Source organism: Empedobacter sp. UBA3475 (assembly GCF_002378465.1).
GTDB classification, from domain to species: Bacteria; Bacteroidota; Bacteroidia; order Flavobacteriales; family Weeksellaceae; genus Empedobacter; species Empedobacter falsenii_B.
Genome location: NZ_DFRA01000009.1, coordinates 113,696 through 128,819 on the forward strand (window position 1 = coordinate 113,696; position 15,124 = coordinate 128,819).

Annotated in this window: 16 protein-coding genes and 1 tRNA gene; 7 read left to right on the forward strand and 10 right to left on the reverse strand. The window is 31.0% G+C overall.

Features of this window, described 5'->3' with window-relative positions:
* The first annotated feature begins 14 nt into the window (after positions 1-14).
* The 3 genes from rocD to B3I31_RS02500 all read left to right on the forward strand — a co-directional run bounded on the left by rocD (position 15) and on the right by B3I31_RS02500 (position 3,388).
* Entirely contained in the window at positions 15-1,247 is a 1,233-nt protein-coding gene (gene rocD, locus B3I31_RS02490; protein ID WP_115000400.1) for an ornithine--oxo-acid transaminase, read from the forward strand.
* 77 nt (positions 1,248-1,324) lie between these two features.
* Positions 1,325-2,230 (forward strand): M48 family metallopeptidase, encoded by a 906-nt coding sequence (locus tag B3I31_RS02495; RefSeq protein WP_291059955.1) that lies wholly within the window; start codon positions 1,325-1,327, stop codon positions 2,228-2,230.
* Positions 2,231-2,248: 18 nt separating this feature from the next.
* Positions 2,249-3,388 (forward strand): hypothetical protein, encoded by a 1,140-nt coding sequence (locus tag B3I31_RS02500; protein ID WP_291059958.1) that lies wholly within the window; start codon positions 2,249-2,251, stop codon positions 3,386-3,388.
* Positions 3,389-3,410: 22 nt separating this feature from the next.
* On the opposite strand, the gene pdxH is transcribed toward B3I31_RS02500, so the two are convergent.
* Complete coding sequence (gene pdxH, locus B3I31_RS02505) at positions 3,411-4,058, reverse strand: pyridoxamine 5'-phosphate oxidase (RefSeq protein WP_221855228.1); 648 nt, start codon at positions 4,056-4,058, stop codon at positions 3,411-3,413.
* Between the two features lie 75 nt (positions 4,059-4,133).
* Here pdxH and B3I31_RS02510 point away from each other — a divergent pair, with 75 nt between their 5' ends.
* On the forward strand, positions 4,134-4,685 hold the full coding sequence (locus B3I31_RS02510; protein WP_291048426.1) for a YqgE/AlgH family protein: 552 nt from the start codon (positions 4,134-4,136) through the stop codon (positions 4,683-4,685).
* A gap of 4 nt (positions 4,686-4,689) precedes the next feature.
* Here the strand turns inward: B3I31_RS02510 and B3I31_RS02515 are convergent, their stop codons facing one another.
* Together B3I31_RS02515 and B3I31_RS02520 are read right to left on the reverse strand one after the other, a co-directional pair.
* Positions 4,690-5,499 carry an aminotransferase class IV gene (locus tag B3I31_RS02515; RefSeq protein ID WP_221855234.1) on the reverse strand — a complete coding sequence of 270 codons (810 nt, stop codon included), beginning with the start codon at positions 5,497-5,499 and terminating at the stop codon, positions 4,690-4,692.
* Positions 5,500-5,510: 11 nt separating this feature from the next.
* A complete protein-coding gene (locus B3I31_RS02520; RefSeq protein ID WP_038330532.1) occupies positions 5,511-5,894 on the reverse strand; it encodes an START-like domain-containing protein in 384 nt (127 codons plus the stop codon).
* Positions 5,895-6,009: 115 nt separating this feature from the next.
* On the opposite strand from B3I31_RS02520, the gene B3I31_RS02525 reads away from it, so the two are divergent.
* Positions 6,010-6,083, forward strand: a tRNA-Met gene (locus tag B3I31_RS02525).
* 60 nt (positions 6,084-6,143) lie between these two features.
* On the opposite strand, the gene B3I31_RS02530 is transcribed toward B3I31_RS02525, so the two are convergent.
* The gene (locus B3I31_RS02530; RefSeq protein ID WP_125349476.1) at positions 6,144-7,001 is read right to left on the reverse strand and encodes a DUF6515 family protein; all 858 of its coding nucleotides are present in this window, start codon (positions 6,999-7,001) and stop codon (positions 6,144-6,146) included.
* Between the two features lie 231 nt (positions 7,002-7,232).
* Here B3I31_RS02530 and B3I31_RS02535 point away from each other — a divergent pair, with 231 nt between their 5' ends.
* Complete coding sequence (locus B3I31_RS02535) at positions 7,233-8,282, forward strand: nucleoid-associated protein (protein WP_038330727.1); 1,050 nt, start codon at positions 7,233-7,235, stop codon at positions 8,280-8,282.
* A gap of 36 nt (positions 8,283-8,318) precedes the next feature.
* Here B3I31_RS02535 and B3I31_RS02540 read toward each other — a convergent pair whose 3' ends face one another.
* The 5 genes from B3I31_RS02540 to B3I31_RS02560 all read right to left on the reverse strand — a co-directional run bounded on the left by B3I31_RS02540 (position 8,319) and on the right by B3I31_RS02560 (position 12,692).
* The gene (locus B3I31_RS02540) at positions 8,319-8,777 is read right to left on the reverse strand and encodes a GNAT family N-acetyltransferase (RefSeq protein ID WP_038330524.1); all 459 of its coding nucleotides are present in this window, start codon (positions 8,775-8,777) and stop codon (positions 8,319-8,321) included.
* A gap of 52 nt (positions 8,778-8,829) precedes the next feature.
* Positions 8,830-9,348: a hypothetical protein gene (locus tag B3I31_RS02545; RefSeq protein WP_038330521.1), complete on the reverse strand. Its 519-nt coding sequence runs from the start codon at positions 9,346-9,348 to the stop codon at positions 8,830-8,832.
* On the reverse strand, positions 9,345-9,773 hold the full coding sequence (locus B3I31_RS02550) for a hypothetical protein (RefSeq protein WP_038330520.1): 429 nt from the start codon (positions 9,771-9,773) through the stop codon (positions 9,345-9,347). Before B3I31_RS02550 ends, B3I31_RS02545 begins: the two co-directional genes overlap by 4 nt.
* Positions 9,774-9,783: 10 nt before the next feature.
* Positions 9,784-10,953 carry a sigma-54-dependent transcriptional regulator gene (locus B3I31_RS02555; RefSeq protein ID WP_125349474.1) on the reverse strand — a complete coding sequence of 390 codons (1,170 nt, stop codon included), beginning with the start codon at positions 10,951-10,953 and terminating at the stop codon, positions 9,784-9,786.
* A 98-nt stretch (positions 10,954-11,051) separates the two neighbouring features.
* Positions 11,052-12,692, reverse strand: coding sequence for an AMP-binding protein (locus tag B3I31_RS02560; protein WP_038330517.1), 1,641 nt, complete (start codon positions 12,690-12,692; stop codon positions 11,052-11,054).
* A 218-nt stretch (positions 12,693-12,910) separates the two neighbouring features.
* Between B3I31_RS02560 and B3I31_RS02565 the strand changes: the two genes are divergently transcribed.
* The gene (locus B3I31_RS02565; RefSeq protein WP_291059960.1) at positions 12,911-13,402 is read left to right on the forward strand and encodes a DinB family protein; all 492 of its coding nucleotides are present in this window, start codon (positions 12,911-12,913) and stop codon (positions 13,400-13,402) included.
* 30 nt (positions 13,403-13,432) lie between these two features.
* Here B3I31_RS02565 and B3I31_RS02570 read toward each other — a convergent pair whose 3' ends face one another.
* A complete protein-coding gene (locus B3I31_RS02570) occupies positions 13,433-14,962 on the reverse strand; it encodes a SulP family inorganic anion transporter (RefSeq protein ID WP_291087453.1) in 1,530 nt (509 codons plus the stop codon).
* Positions 14,963-15,124: the final 162 nt, after the last annotated feature.

Here is a 15,124-nt window from a genome sequence, read left to right on the forward strand (position 1 = left end):
TAACAAATCATTACATGGAAAAATCAGCAGAATTAATTGCATTAGAAGAAAAATACGGAGCGCATAACTATCACCCACTTCCAGTTGTATTGGAAAAAGGTGAAGGTGTTTACGTTTGGGATGTTGATGGAAAAAAATATTTCGACTTTTTATCAGCTTATTCAGCTGTTAATCAAGGTCACTGTCATCCTAGAATTATTAAAGCGTTGAAAGATCAAGCCGAAAAATTAACGTTAACTTCTCGTGCTTTTTATAATGCGGAATTAGGAAAATACGAAAAATTTATCACAGAATTATTCGGTTTCGATAAAGTATTGCCAATGAATACGGGTGCAGAAGCTGTAGAAACAGCGCTAAAAATTGCTCGTAAATGGGGTTACGAAAAGAAAGGAATTCCAACTGGTGAAGCGATTATTGTAGTATGTAAAGACAATTTCCATGGTCGTACAACTACTATTATTTCTTTCTCGAATGATGAAGATGCACGTAAAAATTTCAATCCTTACACAAGTGGTTTCGAAGCTGTAGAATACAATGATGTTGAAGCTTTGAAACAAATTTTAGAAGAAAAAGCAGATAAAATTTGTGGATTCTTAGTAGAACCAATTCAAGGAGAAGCTGGTGTTAATGTACCTTCTGAAGGATATTTGAAAGCTTGTGAAGAATTATGTAAACAACATAATGTTTTATTTATCGCGGACGAAATTCAAACAGGAATCGCACGTACAGGAAAAATGTTAGCAATCGATCACGAAAATATTGATGCTGATGTTTTAATCTTAGGTAAAGCCGTTTCAGGTGGAGCTTATCCAGTATCTGCAGTTTTAGCAAATGATGAAATAATGAATGTCATCAAACCAGGACAACACGGTTCTACTTATGGAGGTAATCCATTAGCTGCGGCTGTTGCTACAGAAGCTTTGCAAGTTGTTTTGGACGAAAAATTAGCTGAAAATTCTGAAAAATTAGGACAAATTTTTAGAACAGAAATCACGAAAATGGCTGAAGAATTTCCATTATTCAAATCAGTTCGTGGAAAAGGTTTATTAAATGCAATTTTAATCAACGATACACCAGAATCTGAAACAGCATGGAATTTCTGTGTTGCAATGAAAGACAACGGATTATTAGCCAAACCTACACACGGAAACATCATTCGTTTCGCTCCTCCTTTAGTGATGAACGAAGAACAATTACACGAATGTTTAGCGATTATTCGTAAAACTGCACAAGAGTTTAATAAATAATCAACAATAAAATGATATAGAAAAAACCTGATGAAATTTCATCAGGTTTTTTTATATTCGAAACTTTAATTAACACTATGAATTCTTTTAAAATAAACGTTTCCGAAACGTACAAAAAGGCGCAAAAAAAATCGGCAGTATGGATTGCTCTTTTCTTGATTACTCTCTTCTTTTCTACAATTTTGAGCATCATCATTTTCATAATTTGTGTTTGTGGAGGAATCGCTATCGTCATTGCTAAACCAATGTGGATTACCATTTTTTTAGGTTTGGGACTGTTGGCTTTAGGAGGTTTAATCGTTTACTATAATATTAAATTTATTCTAAATATTTTCAAAAAAACAGCTACAAATGGAATTGAAATTTTTGAAACGGATCAACCAGAATTATTCAAATTAATAAAAGCAACCGCAGATAAAGTTGGCACAAAACATCCCAAAAAAGTATTTATTATTGATGATGTAAATGCATATGTTTCCTATTCGAACAATTTGCAAAGTTTAGTTTTTCCAACAAGAAAAAACTTATCCATTGGCGTTGGTTTGCTTCATGGTATTTCTCAAAATGAGTTAAAAGGAATTATTGCGCACGAATTTGGGCATTTTTCTCAAAAATCAATGACAATTGGTAGCCATGTTGGAAATGCGACCAAAATTATGGAAGATATTTTATACAGTAATCAAACCTTAAAATTTGATGTTGATAATTTAGGCCAAATTAATGGAATTGTTGGTTTTATTTCAATGGGCGCTGTTGCTTACAATAAAATGATTGAATCTATTTTGAAAATAATTCACAAAAAATTAGAATTCAATTATCTAAAATTAAGTCGAGAAATGGAATTTCATGCTGATCAAATTGCAACAAATGTTGTGGGAATTGAGACGATGAGCAAACCATTATTGAGAATAGAATTGTATCAATTTGTTTACCAAGAATTAGCTAATTTTTATACAAATTTACAAGATGATAAAAAGTTTTAGACTAATATTTATCAAAACATGAATCAATTAGTTGACTTTTATATCGATGATTACGAACTTTTTTTAGAAAATAATTTAGCTATTGTTGGAATTAATGAATTTAATCAAAATCATTCTTTACTACAATTTGAAGATTTATGGTCGACACATCCAGAAATGGACAAACGTTTGGCAAATATAGCGTCTACAAATCATCATTCTGAAATAGATAAATCTCCAAAAGCAATTACATTACTTCAAAAAAATAATGAATTTGAAGAAGAATTTACATTCAATTTTTTCTTTCAATTAAATTTATACCGTGTTAATGAAATAAATAATTCAGAATTTATTGAAACGTTTAAAACCATTTATAATAAATACAATTACCCTAAAGTTTACAATCATTTTTTTACAAATTATGATTTACCTTTTGATCGAATTAAAGAAGTTGATTTAACGAATAAACAACAAAATATTCCTACGAATGAATTGTTTTCGGATGAAAATATTTTAGTTGCAAAACAATATTTAGCTTTACAAATTGATTTACTTCAATTAGATTTTTTTACTGGTCAAAAAAAGCCGCAACCATTCAAATACAACAATGTTGTTTACAATAAAAAACAAGATGTACTGAAAGTTAAAGAAGAATTAGAGCAAATAAATAAGGAAAAAGAAGCTGAGTTCTCAGAATATTTAGACAATATCAAAATATTTTTCAAATCTAATTTAGATGAACAAAAAACTATTTTGTTAGAAGATTGCATCAAAGTTGAAGCAGATTTATCAGCAAATATTCAATTGGTAAATGAAATTAGAACTCATATTAATTTTGCAACAAAACCCATTCATGAAAAGCTAAGAATCGAAGCTTTAACAGTTTTGAATAATCAAATAGAGCAACTTAAAAATGTAACAAAAGATATTCTACAAAGTGAAATCGCAAAGGAAAAAATAACTATTCGAGAAATTGAAAATGCACAATATTTTATAGATGAAGATTGGATTTTCTTTTTTGACTCTACAGGTTATAACAACAATGCTTTTGAAAATTTAATCGAAAATTTATACTTTGTAGATCAAGTTTCAAATAACTTATTGTTTCAAAAAAAAGCTGCTTTCCTAAAAGAATACGAACCATTATTAGACTATACATCAAAAACAAAAGCCTCTTAATTAGAGGCTTTTGTTTTATATCTTAAGGTGCTAAACGCTCTTTTTTCCAATCAAAATCGTCTTGTAAAACATAACGAACTCTATCGTGTAAACGACTTGGACGTCCTTGCCAAAACTCTATCTCAGTTGGACGAATCAAGAAACCTCCCCAATGTGCTGGACGAGGAATTTCTTTTCCTTCGTATTTTTTTTCTAATTCCAATTCCTCTGTCGCTAAATCTTCGTGCTCATCAATCACAGAACTTTGCGCCGAAATCCAAGCGCCTAACTGGCTACTTCTTGGACGTGTTTCGAAATATCCATCCGAATTATTATCCGAAGTTTTTTCAGCCACACCTTTTATAATAATCTGTCTTTCTAGAAATGGCCAAAAAAATGACAAACAAACTTTCGGATTTTCTAATAAAGCTTTTCCTTTCTGACTGTTGTAATTCGTATAAAAAATAAAACCTTCGTCCGTATATCTTTTCAATAAAACAACACGCGTTCTCGGAAATCCATCTTCACCAATCGTTGCAACAGACATCGCATTTGCTTCATCCACTCCATCCGATTCTTCAGCTTGCAGAAACCAATCACGAAATTGTTCGATCGGATTTTCTCTTAACGAATCAAAATTCATCGACTGTTTTTCGTAAACTTTTCTTTTATAACTTAAATCTTGTTTCATTAATGATTATTTTATATTTTTAAACAGCTAATTGTATATTTCGTTAAGATTTCACGTAACAAAACCGAAACAAAAATGTCTATCAAAAGTATAAAAAAAGGAGTTATTTTGGTCGCAAAACCAACATTAAGTAACGATATTTTTCAGAGAAGTGTAATTTTAATTACAGAACACTTAGAATCTGGAAGTATTGGTTTTATTCTTAATCATTCTTCTCATATTCCGATTAGTATTTTTGTATCTGAAATGGAGTCTGCATCTATTGTTTTTGAAGGTGGACCTGTCGATAAAGAAAACATCTATTATATTCACAAACGACCTGATTTAATCAGAAATAGTGAAAAAATTACTAAAAATTTATATTGGTCTGGCGTATATGAAGATGTGCGTGATGCAGTAAATCAGAATTTGATTAGTCAAGATGAAATCAAGTTTTTTATTGGATATTGTGGTTGGGCACCAAAGCAAATCAAAGATGAATTAAACAATAATTCGTGGGCTGTAACGGATTTGGATTTTGATATTTTTGAGCGTTGGGATGCTGATTTGTGGAAAAAATTGATGAAACAGCTTGGAGGTGAGAACTTAATTTGGCTAAACACCCCCGCTGATCCTTCTATGAATTAATCAATTATAAATACTTAAAAATCGATTTTGTTTTGTCTAAAGTGTATTCTTTTTTACGATTTTTGGTAATTGGTAAAATTCCAATTCCATCAATCAAAATGAAAACTTCTTCTGCCTTCTGAATTTCAAATGGAAAAATTTCGACTTCTTCTACTTTAAATTCTTCGGCTTTATTAATTTTTGTAATGAAATTATTTCTCAAAACACTAGTAATAACACCTTCTTCTTTTTTCGGTGTACGAATCGTTTCTCCATTCACAACAAAAATATTTCCTCGTAAAGAACGCGCCATTTTTTTGTTTGCATTTAGCAAAATAATATCAGCATAATCATTCTCTAAACGATAGATTTCTGCAATATTTTCTTCTGGACGATACGTATTCACAAGTGAATAAAATGCAGTATTGATCGCATAATCTTTGTAAACATCAATTTCGTTTTCAGCTTGTAAAAACTCCCAATCATTTTCACTATTTTCAATGGAAATCAAATAATTGATGGATGCTTTTAGATAATCTTCCTCATCATTTCTGAACGCAAAAAATTCTACTTTCCCTGATTTGGTCTGATTTGCTTCTGCTAATAAATTGATTTGTTCTTGAAAAAATTCTGGTGTAAAATCTAACGGAATATTCATGCGGTAAATACGCATAGAAGCCATTAAATTGAAATAATGATCTTCCCAATCAATAATTTCACCATTTACAAATCGCAAAATTTCTTTTACAGCATCACCATTACGAAAAGCTCTGTTCTGAATTCCTATTTCTGCATTTGCTTTTTCGACAATAACGCCACCTAAGTTAATTTTCAAAATAATAGATTTTAAACAGATCCTAAGATTTTTTTTAGATCTTCAATTTGACTTTCCCACAATTGTTTTGATTCTTCTACTTCGTCTTCATCAGCAAAATCTGTAATAACTAATGATACATCGTTCGTTAAATCGTCTTCTACAATTGTTAATTCGAAGAAATATTTTGTATCTTCATCATATTCCCATTGAAAGCGCACGTATCCATCTTGCTTAGATTTCATCAAAAATGCAGATTCTTCGTGTCCATCCCAAATAAAAGTATATTTTTCTCCACGAGAATTTACGTTATCTGCAAACCATTCTGATAAACCAGAAGGGTTTGAAATATAGTTATATAGCAAAGACGGTGAAGACTTGATTGAAAATTCTACTTGATATTTCTTTTTTGGCATAATTCTATTTTATTGAAGTCGCAAGATATAAAATGAATTGTATCTACCAAAGAAAATCAAAATAAGTTTTGTTATAAAATCAAAAAAAAATTACCTTTGCAAAAATTAAAATTTAGGCGAGGTAGCTCAGATGGTTAGAGCGCAGGATTCATAACCCTGAGGTCGGCAGTTCGATTCTGCTCTTCGCTACAAATAAAAAGCCCAAACAGACAATCTGTTTGGGCTTTTACTTAACTACTAAAACCTATACTAATCTAAATAACCTACTACTTGATAAGCTCTTGTTCCTCTATTGTAAATTTTTTGGTACAAAACACCTCCAAATTCATACAGATATTCTCCTCCATAATCTACTCTTTCATATCCTGCTGGTAACGCATATACGATAGCACCTAGTGGAGCTTGAACTACTTCATAATAATTTCTATTTGGGCTGTAATAAACACCTTCGTAGAAATAATATGGATTTCTATTACCAATATTAATTGTTACATAACCTACTGGTAAAATATTAATTCTAAATCCTACATATGGCATATATCTCACATATCCATTGTTATAAGGACGATAGTAAATACCATTGTTTCCGTAGAAGTTATAACTGTTATACGAATACTTGTTATAGTTTCTTACATTCACATTAGAAACTGGTCGGTTTCCTCTGTTGTATGAGCTAGAATTTATACGAACTGGATTGTTGTAGAAATCTCTGTTTTTTAAACTCTCAGATCTATTGCCTTGATTTCCTTGGCTATTTCTACTATTATTCCAATCTTTATTAGAACTTGGTCTGCTACCTACAATAGCAGTATTATTTCTATCTATACGTGTACTAGTTTCACGTTCTGTTCTATTTGTAGAATTTTTCCAAGATTCATTCGTAGAATTTCCACGACCTATTCTTTCTGTTCTATTTCCTTCAATACGGCTAGTTCTATTTTCTGTTCTAGCCATTTCAGAGCGTCCATTCCCTTGACTTCTTGAAGTTGCTTCTCTTGAAGAAGAACTTCTCTCACCACCTCTTTGACCTCTATCTTGAGCATTTACACCAACAGCTAACATGGCTGTAAAAGCTACTCCTAAAAGTGTAAATTTAATTTTTTTCATCACCCAACTTTTTAATAAATTAAGACATTTCTCCTAATACTATTTCCGTGCCATAATTATAAGTTTAAACCATAGAAAATGTTATAACAATCAAAATAATTTATAAGCCATTCAAATTCAATGAATTGCATTAACAATTTTGTTTGACAATTTTGTTAAATATTTTTATTCCTGACATCGTTTGTATTGATTTCTGAATTGATTACTTTTGTTTTTAAGAAATTATATAAAATGATTGACGTTAAAAATGCTTACATCGCCTTTATTAGTTTACAAAAAGTTGGACATAAAGTTCGAGAAGAAGCTAACATTTTTGCCGATAAAACACTAGAATACGATGAATCTAAGGAAGAACAATTGGTACCTTTCTTATTAAGTCCTTTCAAAAAAACACTCGAAATTAATCGTTTCACGCATTATACAGAAAAGTTAGAATTTAATGTTTTGTATAATCAATGCAAGCAAATGTTTGATGAAGAAATAGATTTTATCGATTTTTCGCAAGAAGTTTTAAGTCATTTATACGAGAAATCATTACATCCGCAGATCAAAAGTGGTGAAGTTTTTATTGCCCTTTTCGAAAATATGATGTTCGACGGAATTCCTTGCCGTGGAATTGGAATTTATAAATTAGAGAATAAGAAGAAATTCTTGCGTTTTGACGAATCACGTGGTTTAGATTACAACATTTGGAAAGGTTATAAGCTAGAAGGAATCGACAAAGCCTGTCTTATTCTTGATGCTTATCGCGACGAAGGTTTCCGCGTCTACTCTATCGATGATAAAAATGTGGAGTCAGAATATTGGAAGAAAAATTTCTTGGAAATTGATTTGATTAAGGATAACAATTACCATACGAAGAAATATATGGAGTTGATTACAGATTTCTCGAATGATTTTCTTTTGGATAAAACAGACAAAAAACAACAAGCAGAATTTATCTCAAATTCGATAAATGTGTTGAATTCGAATGAAGTTGTAACGAATGAAATTTTTGAAGATCAAGTTTTGAAACCTTTCGAAATTATTGATGAATTCAAAGAATATAAGAAAGATTATAGCGAAAATAATCGTGTTGAATTTGTGGAAGCTTTCGAAGTTTCAGTTCCAACTTTGATGAAAGAATCTAAGAAAATTAAAAGTGAAATTAAATTAGATACAAAGATTAACATCAAATTAGATTTGACAAATCCTGATGCAGCTGAAGAATATTTGGAGCGTGGTTTTGACGAAGAAAAGAAAATGTATTATTATAAAGTCTATTTCAATTCTGAACAATAAATTAAAGGCTCCTATTTTGGAGCTTTTTTTTTGATATTAATTCAATTTCAAAATACATTGATGATTCAAAATCTCAAAACCATTTTTCAGCCAAAAACCTTTTGCAAATTGATTTTCAGCTGTAAATTCTAATTCAATATATGCTTGATCGTTCAAGAAATTTATCGCTTCTTTAACCAATTTAGAAGCGATGTTTTGATTGCGATAATTTGCATCAACATACAACGAATCTATTCTTCCTTTTGATTTAATCACAAAATATTTCGGACGAAGATGTTTCGAACAAATAATATATCCCGTCAACTGATTTTCTATTTCGGCTACAAATATTTTTATATTCTGTTGATGTAAAATTCCCTTGAAAAAATCATCAATATCATGTTTGTAGGTCAAATCTATTTGATACAATGCATTAAACTCTTGATGATGTTGTAACAATTTTATCATCATTCTTTTCAGTTCAGGAATATCATTTTCTACGGCAATTCTTATCATATCTAAAAATAAAAAAATCCAGTTAAAAAACTCTAACTGGATTTACTAAAAACTATTGTTTATCTAGTTTTATTTTGTCTTGACCTTGTTGCAATTGATACAACTCTATAATATCCTCAATTGGATAATTAAACCAATCAACTTGTTTTTTGATTTTCGAATTTTGATCTAAATACAAATATGTCGTGAATTTCATCGCTGGAAACTTCATTCCATTATAGGTATAAGGCGAAAATTCTCCGTTTGCAATAATCATCGAATCGTTAGAAAATAATTCATTTACTTTCAATAATTTATTATTTTCATATTGCATCGTTTGATCACTCCAACGAATAATATCATTCAATAAATAACGCGGATCTACCGTAGAACCTCCCGAATATTGTGCTACATTTTCATATACCAAACTATCATTGTAAAAAGACAACATTTTCTTGTAATCTTTTCGAGATGAATAATTTTCGAAAAAACGTTTTCCTAATTCATCATTTTTACTGGCTGAAGAAGAATTACAACTTACTAAAAAAGTAATTGCAATAAGACTTAAAATCCATGTAAATTTTATTTTCATTTGTCTGAAATTCTTGTTAAATAATTTTCACCATTATCATCAGCCATTCCATCTTCATTGAGAATCATAATCTCCGAATTGTCCGACCAACGTAAAAATTGAAAAGGTAATTTTTTCTTTTTTGAATCAATCTCCATCAACGATCCATCATCTTTTTTGAATAATTCTCCGTTATAAGATTGACCTTTGTATTCAGCAGTAAATTTATCATCTGCTAATTTCAAAACAATTTTATCCCCAAAATATTTTCCTTCAAAAACACCCTTATAAACAAGCGTTTCATTTGTAAAAACAGAATTTTTTTCTAAAGACAATACATCTTCATGCGATAAGCTATCTGAACTTTTATCCACTTCTACATTGTCCTTTTTACAAGAAAATAAAAAGAGTTGACTGATAAATAGCAAAAAGAAAATCTTTTTCATCTGAGATGAATTATTTTTTCACGAATTGTTCAACATCTTTTCTCGAAATTGGATCATCACCCAAAATCAATAAACGTTCAACAACATTTCTTAACTCACGAATATTTCCTGACCAATCTAATTCTTTCAAAGCATCATACGCTGAATTATCAAAAGATTTTTGACTTGTTGTATCAGTAATAAAATGTTCAACCAAAGCAGGAATATCATCTTTACGATCATTAAGTGCTGGAACATTAATGATAATTACCGCTAAACGATGGTATAAATCCTCGCGAAAACGACCTTCCTCAATCTCTTTTCGTAAGTCTTTATTTGTTGCAGCAATTACACGAACATTTACATTAATCTCTTTCTCAGAACCAACTGGCGAAACTTTTCCTTCTTGTAGCGCACGCAAAACTTTTGCTTGAGCAGAAAGACTCATATCCCCTATTTCATCTAAAAAAATTGTTCCTCCATTTGCCAATTCAAACTTACCTTGCTTGTCTTTAACAGCTCCAGTAAACGATCCTTTCACATGACCAAACAATTCACTTTCGATTAATTCAGCTGGAATTGCCGCACAATTCACTTCAACCAAAGGTTTTACATTACGATTACTTTTCTCGTGTAAATGATGAGCAACCAACTCTTTACCTGTTCCATTTGGACCAAGAATCAATACACGAGCGTCTGTAGCAGCCACTTTATCTATAATTTGTTTTACTTCTGCAATTGCAGGAGCATCACCAATCATTTCATATTTTTTAGCAACTTTTTTCTTTAAAGCTTTATTTTCTTTCTTCAATTCTTTATTCGAAGACAGCAACGATTTACGGTCTAAAGCATTACGAACAGTCGTCAATAATTTATTAAGATCTGGTGGTTTTGAAATAAAATCGTACGCACCTTTTTTGATCGCATCTACAGCCAAATCAACATCTCCGTGCCCCGTTATCATCACCATTGTTAAATCAGGATTGTATTCCATCGCTTCCGATAAAACTTCCATCCCATCTTTCAACGGCATTTTTATATCACTTATAATTAAGTCGTATTCTTTTTCTTTTATTTTTTCAAGCCCTATAGCTCCGTTTTCAGCTTCATCCACATTCCATTTTGGATTTTCGTCCATTAAAATGCTTTTCAAAACGTTGCGAATTGCCTGTTCATCTTCGATTAATAAGATATTTGACATCGTTTAGATCGTTTATTTTTGTAAAATTAAAATAGACTCAAAGATAATTGAAATTATTATTTTTGAGTCTACTTTTGATATAGATTTTAATACTTTTTTTAAGATGTTTTCACTTTTCGTGCATTTTCTAAACCTAATTCTTTTATAGAAACTTCTCTCATTTCTATTTTTCGAATTTTCCCTGAGATAGTCATAGGGAATTCTTGTACAAACTTCCAATATTTAGGACGTTTGAAATGAGCAATGGATAAACAATAAGCCTTCAATTCGTCTTCTGTTACACTAATACCATCTTTCACTTTCACCCAAGCCATTACTTCTTCTCCATATTTGATACTTGGAACGCCAATAATTTGAACATCAGAAATTGATTCATGTTCGTACAAAAAATCTTCAATCTCTTTTGGTGAAATATTTTCTCCTCCTCTGATAATAATATCTTTAATTCGTCCAGTAATATTAATATAACCATCAACATCCATAGTCGCTAAATCACCAGTATGCAACCAATTATTTTCGTCAATAACTTGCGCAGTTGCTTCCGGATTGTTCCAATATTTTTGCATGACGGAATAACCTCTTGTACAAAATTCACCAGCAATTCCACGAGGTAAAATATCTCCTGTTTGCGGATCAATAATCTTAATTTCTAAATGATCTTGAACTGTTCCAACCGTCGAAACTTGCTTTTCTAAAGGTGTTCCGATAATAGTTTGTGTAGAAACTGGCGAAGTTTCTGTCATCCCATAACAAATCGAAACTTCTTTCATATTCATTTTAGCTTGCACTTTCTTCATAATTTCAATCGGACAAGGCGAACCAGCCATTACACCAGTTCTCAAAGATGTTAAATCGAAACGATCAAAATTTGGTAATTCTAATTCCGCAATAAACATCGTCGGAACTCCATAAAGTGATGTACACTTTTCCATTTCGACTGCATTTAAAGTCTTTGCAGGATCAAAACTATCCGAAGGAATTACCATACAAGCGCCATGCGAAGTACACGCCATATTACCAATTACCATTCCGAAACAATGATAAAATGGAACAGGAATACAAACACGATCACGATGCGTATAATTTAATCGAACACCAATAAAAAAACCATTGTTCAATAAATTATGATGCGTTAAAGTTACTCCTTTTGGAAAGCCTGTTGTTCCAGATGTATATTGAATATTTACAGCATCATCAAACTGAACAGATTGCTCTATTTGATGCACTTCTGAAGTCGAAATTTCTTCTCCTTTAATCAAAAAATCATCCCAATTTTCTTCAAAAATAATGATATGTTTTAGTAATTTCGCATTCTCTTTTACATTATTCAACATCACTTTATACTCACTTGTTTTGAAGCTTAAAGAAGCAAAAACTGCAGAAATTTCAGCTTGATTTAATACAAATTCGAGTTCATTTTCACGATAAGCAGGATTCAAATTAACCAAAATCATTCCCACACGGGCCGTTGCATATTGTAACAATGTCCATTCCGCACGATTTGGCGCCCAAATACCTACGCGATCTCCTTTTTGCAAACCAATTGCAATCAATGATTTTGCTATTTGTTCGGTTTGTGAATAAAATTCTGTATACGTCGCTCTATAATTTTGATCTACGCAAACCAAAGCCTCTTGTTGCGGATATTTTGCAACTGTATTTCGTAAATTTTCGCCAATTGTTTCTCCTAAAAGAGGATATTGTGATGCACCACTTGAGTATGATAAGTTAGAAATCATGCGCTTATATTCTATGTTTTTAAAATTACTTTCCAACTCAAACTTAACAACGATTTTCAGGAAAATAAATTTATCAAATACAAGATTTATGATTTCTAAAAGAATCGTATTTTTTTATTAAAATCAAAAATGAATTCAAAAAAATGAAGGTTTATTTTTAACAAATACTTAAAATAACTCCATCAAATTATCCTTAAATTGTAAAAAATTACTGAAAAATGAATACAATAAACCACGACAATTATACTTCTATTTACGATGGAATAGAAGTTGTAGATGCTTTACAGACACGTATTGCTGACATCAAGAAAACATTAATAATTGTAACAGAATTAGATAAATGGGATTATGCATATGCAGAAGGTAAATGGACTATCAAAGAAATGATACAACATTGTATAGATTGTGAACGTATTTTTTCTTATCGTGCGCAACATATTGCGAGAGAAGATTCTCAAACGTTGAATTTCTTTGATGAAAATGCCTATGTGTTGAATTCGAACGCAAATGAAAGAAAGCCTGAAGAATTAATAAAAGAATGGACTAATTTGATGAAAGCAACTTACTTTCAGTTTGAATCTTTTAATGATCAAACTTTAAACAAAATAGGAAAAGTTGGTAATCGAGAGTATTCTGTTGAGAAAATCGGTTATGTAATGGCTGGTCATTCCATCCATCATATGAATGTAATTAATGAACGATATTTATAAAAAAAGTCAGCTTCTAAAAAGCTGACTTTTTTATTTCGGCATCACATTATAAGTTGGATCTTCTTCGATATTTACCTCAATAACGCTTTTTGCATTTTCTAATAATCGAATAGAATCTTTACTCAAATGTCGCAAAATTACAATTTTATCTTGTTGAGCATATTTAGATGTAATAATATTTAAAGCTTCAATTGCACTCATATCAACTATTCTACTCTCTTTCAAATCTATAATAATTTCTTTTGGGTCAGAATTAATTTCAAATTTCTCTAAAAAAGTAGAAGTTGAACCAAAGAAAAGAGGTCCATAAATCTCATATATTTTTCGTCCATTTTCATCAATAGATTTTCGTGCTCGAATACGTTTTGCATTATCCCAAGCAAAAACCAAAGCTGAAACGATAACACCAACAAAAACAGCTAAAGCAAGATTATGTAACACAATCGTGATAATCGCCACCAAAATACTCACAAACACATCTGATTTTGGCATTTTTGTTATTAATTTAAAAAATCCCCATTTAAAAGTCGAGATTGCAACCATCATCATTACACCTACAAGTGCTGCCATTGGGATTTTCTCAATCACTGGAGCGCCAATTAGAATAATAATCAAAATAGTAATAGCTCCAATTGCTGGTCCTAATCTCGAGCGAGATCCTGCATCTAAATTAACAAACGTCTGAGCAATCATAGCACAACCTCCCATTCCACCGAAAAAACCGTTTGTAATATTTGCAGCACCTTGCGCCAAACATTCTTTATTCGACGAACCTTTCGTCTCAGTCACCTCATCCACCAATGTAAGCGTTAGCAAAGTTTCGATTAATCCAACCGACCCCATAATAATCGAATAAGGCAAAATAATTTTCAAGGTTTCTAACGTAAATGGAACACTCGGAATATGAAAACTTGGCAATTCTCCTTTGATACTCGCAATATCACCTACAGTCTTTGTATCAATATTAAACCCGATAACCAATAAAAAAGTCACAAGAATTGCAACCAAAGAAGCTGGAATAATTTTCGTTAATTTCGGAAAGAAATAAACTATCAGAACTGTAATTAGCGTCAATCCAGCCATCGTATAAAAAGGTGTACCACTCAACCAACTCGTTATTCCATTCGTAGTTGATTTGAATTGTTCTATTTGTGACATAAAAATAACAACCGCCAAACCATTTAGAAAGCCATACATAACAGGTTGAGGAATTAAACGAACAAATCTTCCTAATTTGAAAACACCAACTACTATCTGGAAAACTCCTGCTAAAGCAACCGCAGCAAAAATATATTGCTCACCATACGTAGCATTCAACGCGATTAAAGTGATAACGGTAGCACCTGCTCCACCCGCAACCATCGCTGGTCTTCCTCCAAAAACCGCCGTTACAATTCCCATGATAAATGCACCATATAAACCTATTAAAGGTGATAAACCAGCTAAAATTGCAAACGAAAGCGATTCAGGAATCATTGTCATAGCAACAGTTAAGCCGGCTAATATTTCGTTTTTATAATTTATTTTTTGATTGAATTTTAAATATTCAGCAATCGACATCAGAAGTTTTATTTCATGCAAAAGTAACAATTACTACGCATCTAAAATTAGTAAAAAGCTAGATTAAATATCAAATTACATACTAATCATTGAAGTAATTTTATAATTGTTAAATATTTCTTAATAAATATTTAACAATTAAGATATATAGCAAGTGTATTT

Coding starts and splice junctions, on each gene's coding strand:
- rocD (WP_115000400.1), top strand. CDS start 15: ATGGAAAAATCAGCAGAATTAATTGCATTAGAAGAAAAATACGGAGCG.
- B3I31_RS02495 (WP_291059955.1), top strand. CDS start 1,325: ATGAATTCTTTTAAAATAAACGTTTCCGAAACGTACAAAAAGGCGCAA.
- B3I31_RS02500 (WP_291059958.1), top strand. CDS start 2,249: ATGAATCAATTAGTTGACTTTTATATCGATGATTACGAACTTTTTTTA.
- pdxH (WP_221855228.1), bottom strand. CDS start 4,058: ATGAAACAAGATTTAAGTTATAAAAGAAAAGTTTACGAAAAACAGTCG.
- B3I31_RS02510 (WP_291048426.1), top strand. CDS start 4,134: ATGTCTATCAAAAGTATAAAAAAAGGAGTTATTTTGGTCGCAAAACCA.
- B3I31_RS02520 (WP_038330532.1), bottom strand. CDS start 5,894: ATGCCAAAAAAGAAATATCAAGTAGAATTTTCAATCAAGTCTTCACCG.
- B3I31_RS02530 (WP_125349476.1), bottom strand. CDS start 7,001: ATGAAAAAAATTAAATTTACACTTTTAGGAGTAGCTTTTACAGCCATG.
- B3I31_RS02535 (WP_038330727.1), top strand. CDS start 7,233: ATGATTGACGTTAAAAATGCTTACATCGCCTTTATTAGTTTACAAAAA.
- B3I31_RS02540 (WP_038330524.1), bottom strand. CDS start 8,777: ATGATAAGAATTGCCGTAGAAAATGATATTCCTGAACTGAAAAGAATG.
- B3I31_RS02545 (WP_038330521.1), bottom strand. CDS start 9,348: ATGAAAATAAAATTTACATGGATTTTAAGTCTTATTGCAATTACTTTT.
- B3I31_RS02550 (WP_038330520.1), bottom strand. CDS start 9,773: ATGAAAAAGATTTTCTTTTTGCTATTTATCAGTCAACTCTTTTTATTT.
- B3I31_RS02555 (WP_125349474.1), bottom strand. CDS start 10,953: ATGTCAAATATCTTATTAATCGAAGATGAACAGGCAATTCGCAACGTT.
- B3I31_RS02560 (WP_038330517.1), bottom strand. CDS start 12,692: ATGATTTCTAACTTATCATACTCAAGTGGTGCATCACAATATCCTCTT.
- B3I31_RS02565 (WP_291059960.1), top strand. CDS start 12,911: ATGAATACAATAAACCACGACAATTATACTTCTATTTACGATGGAATA.
- B3I31_RS02570 (WP_291087453.1), bottom strand. CDS start 14,962: ATGTCGATTGCTGAATATTTAAAATTCAATCAAAAAATAAATTATAAA.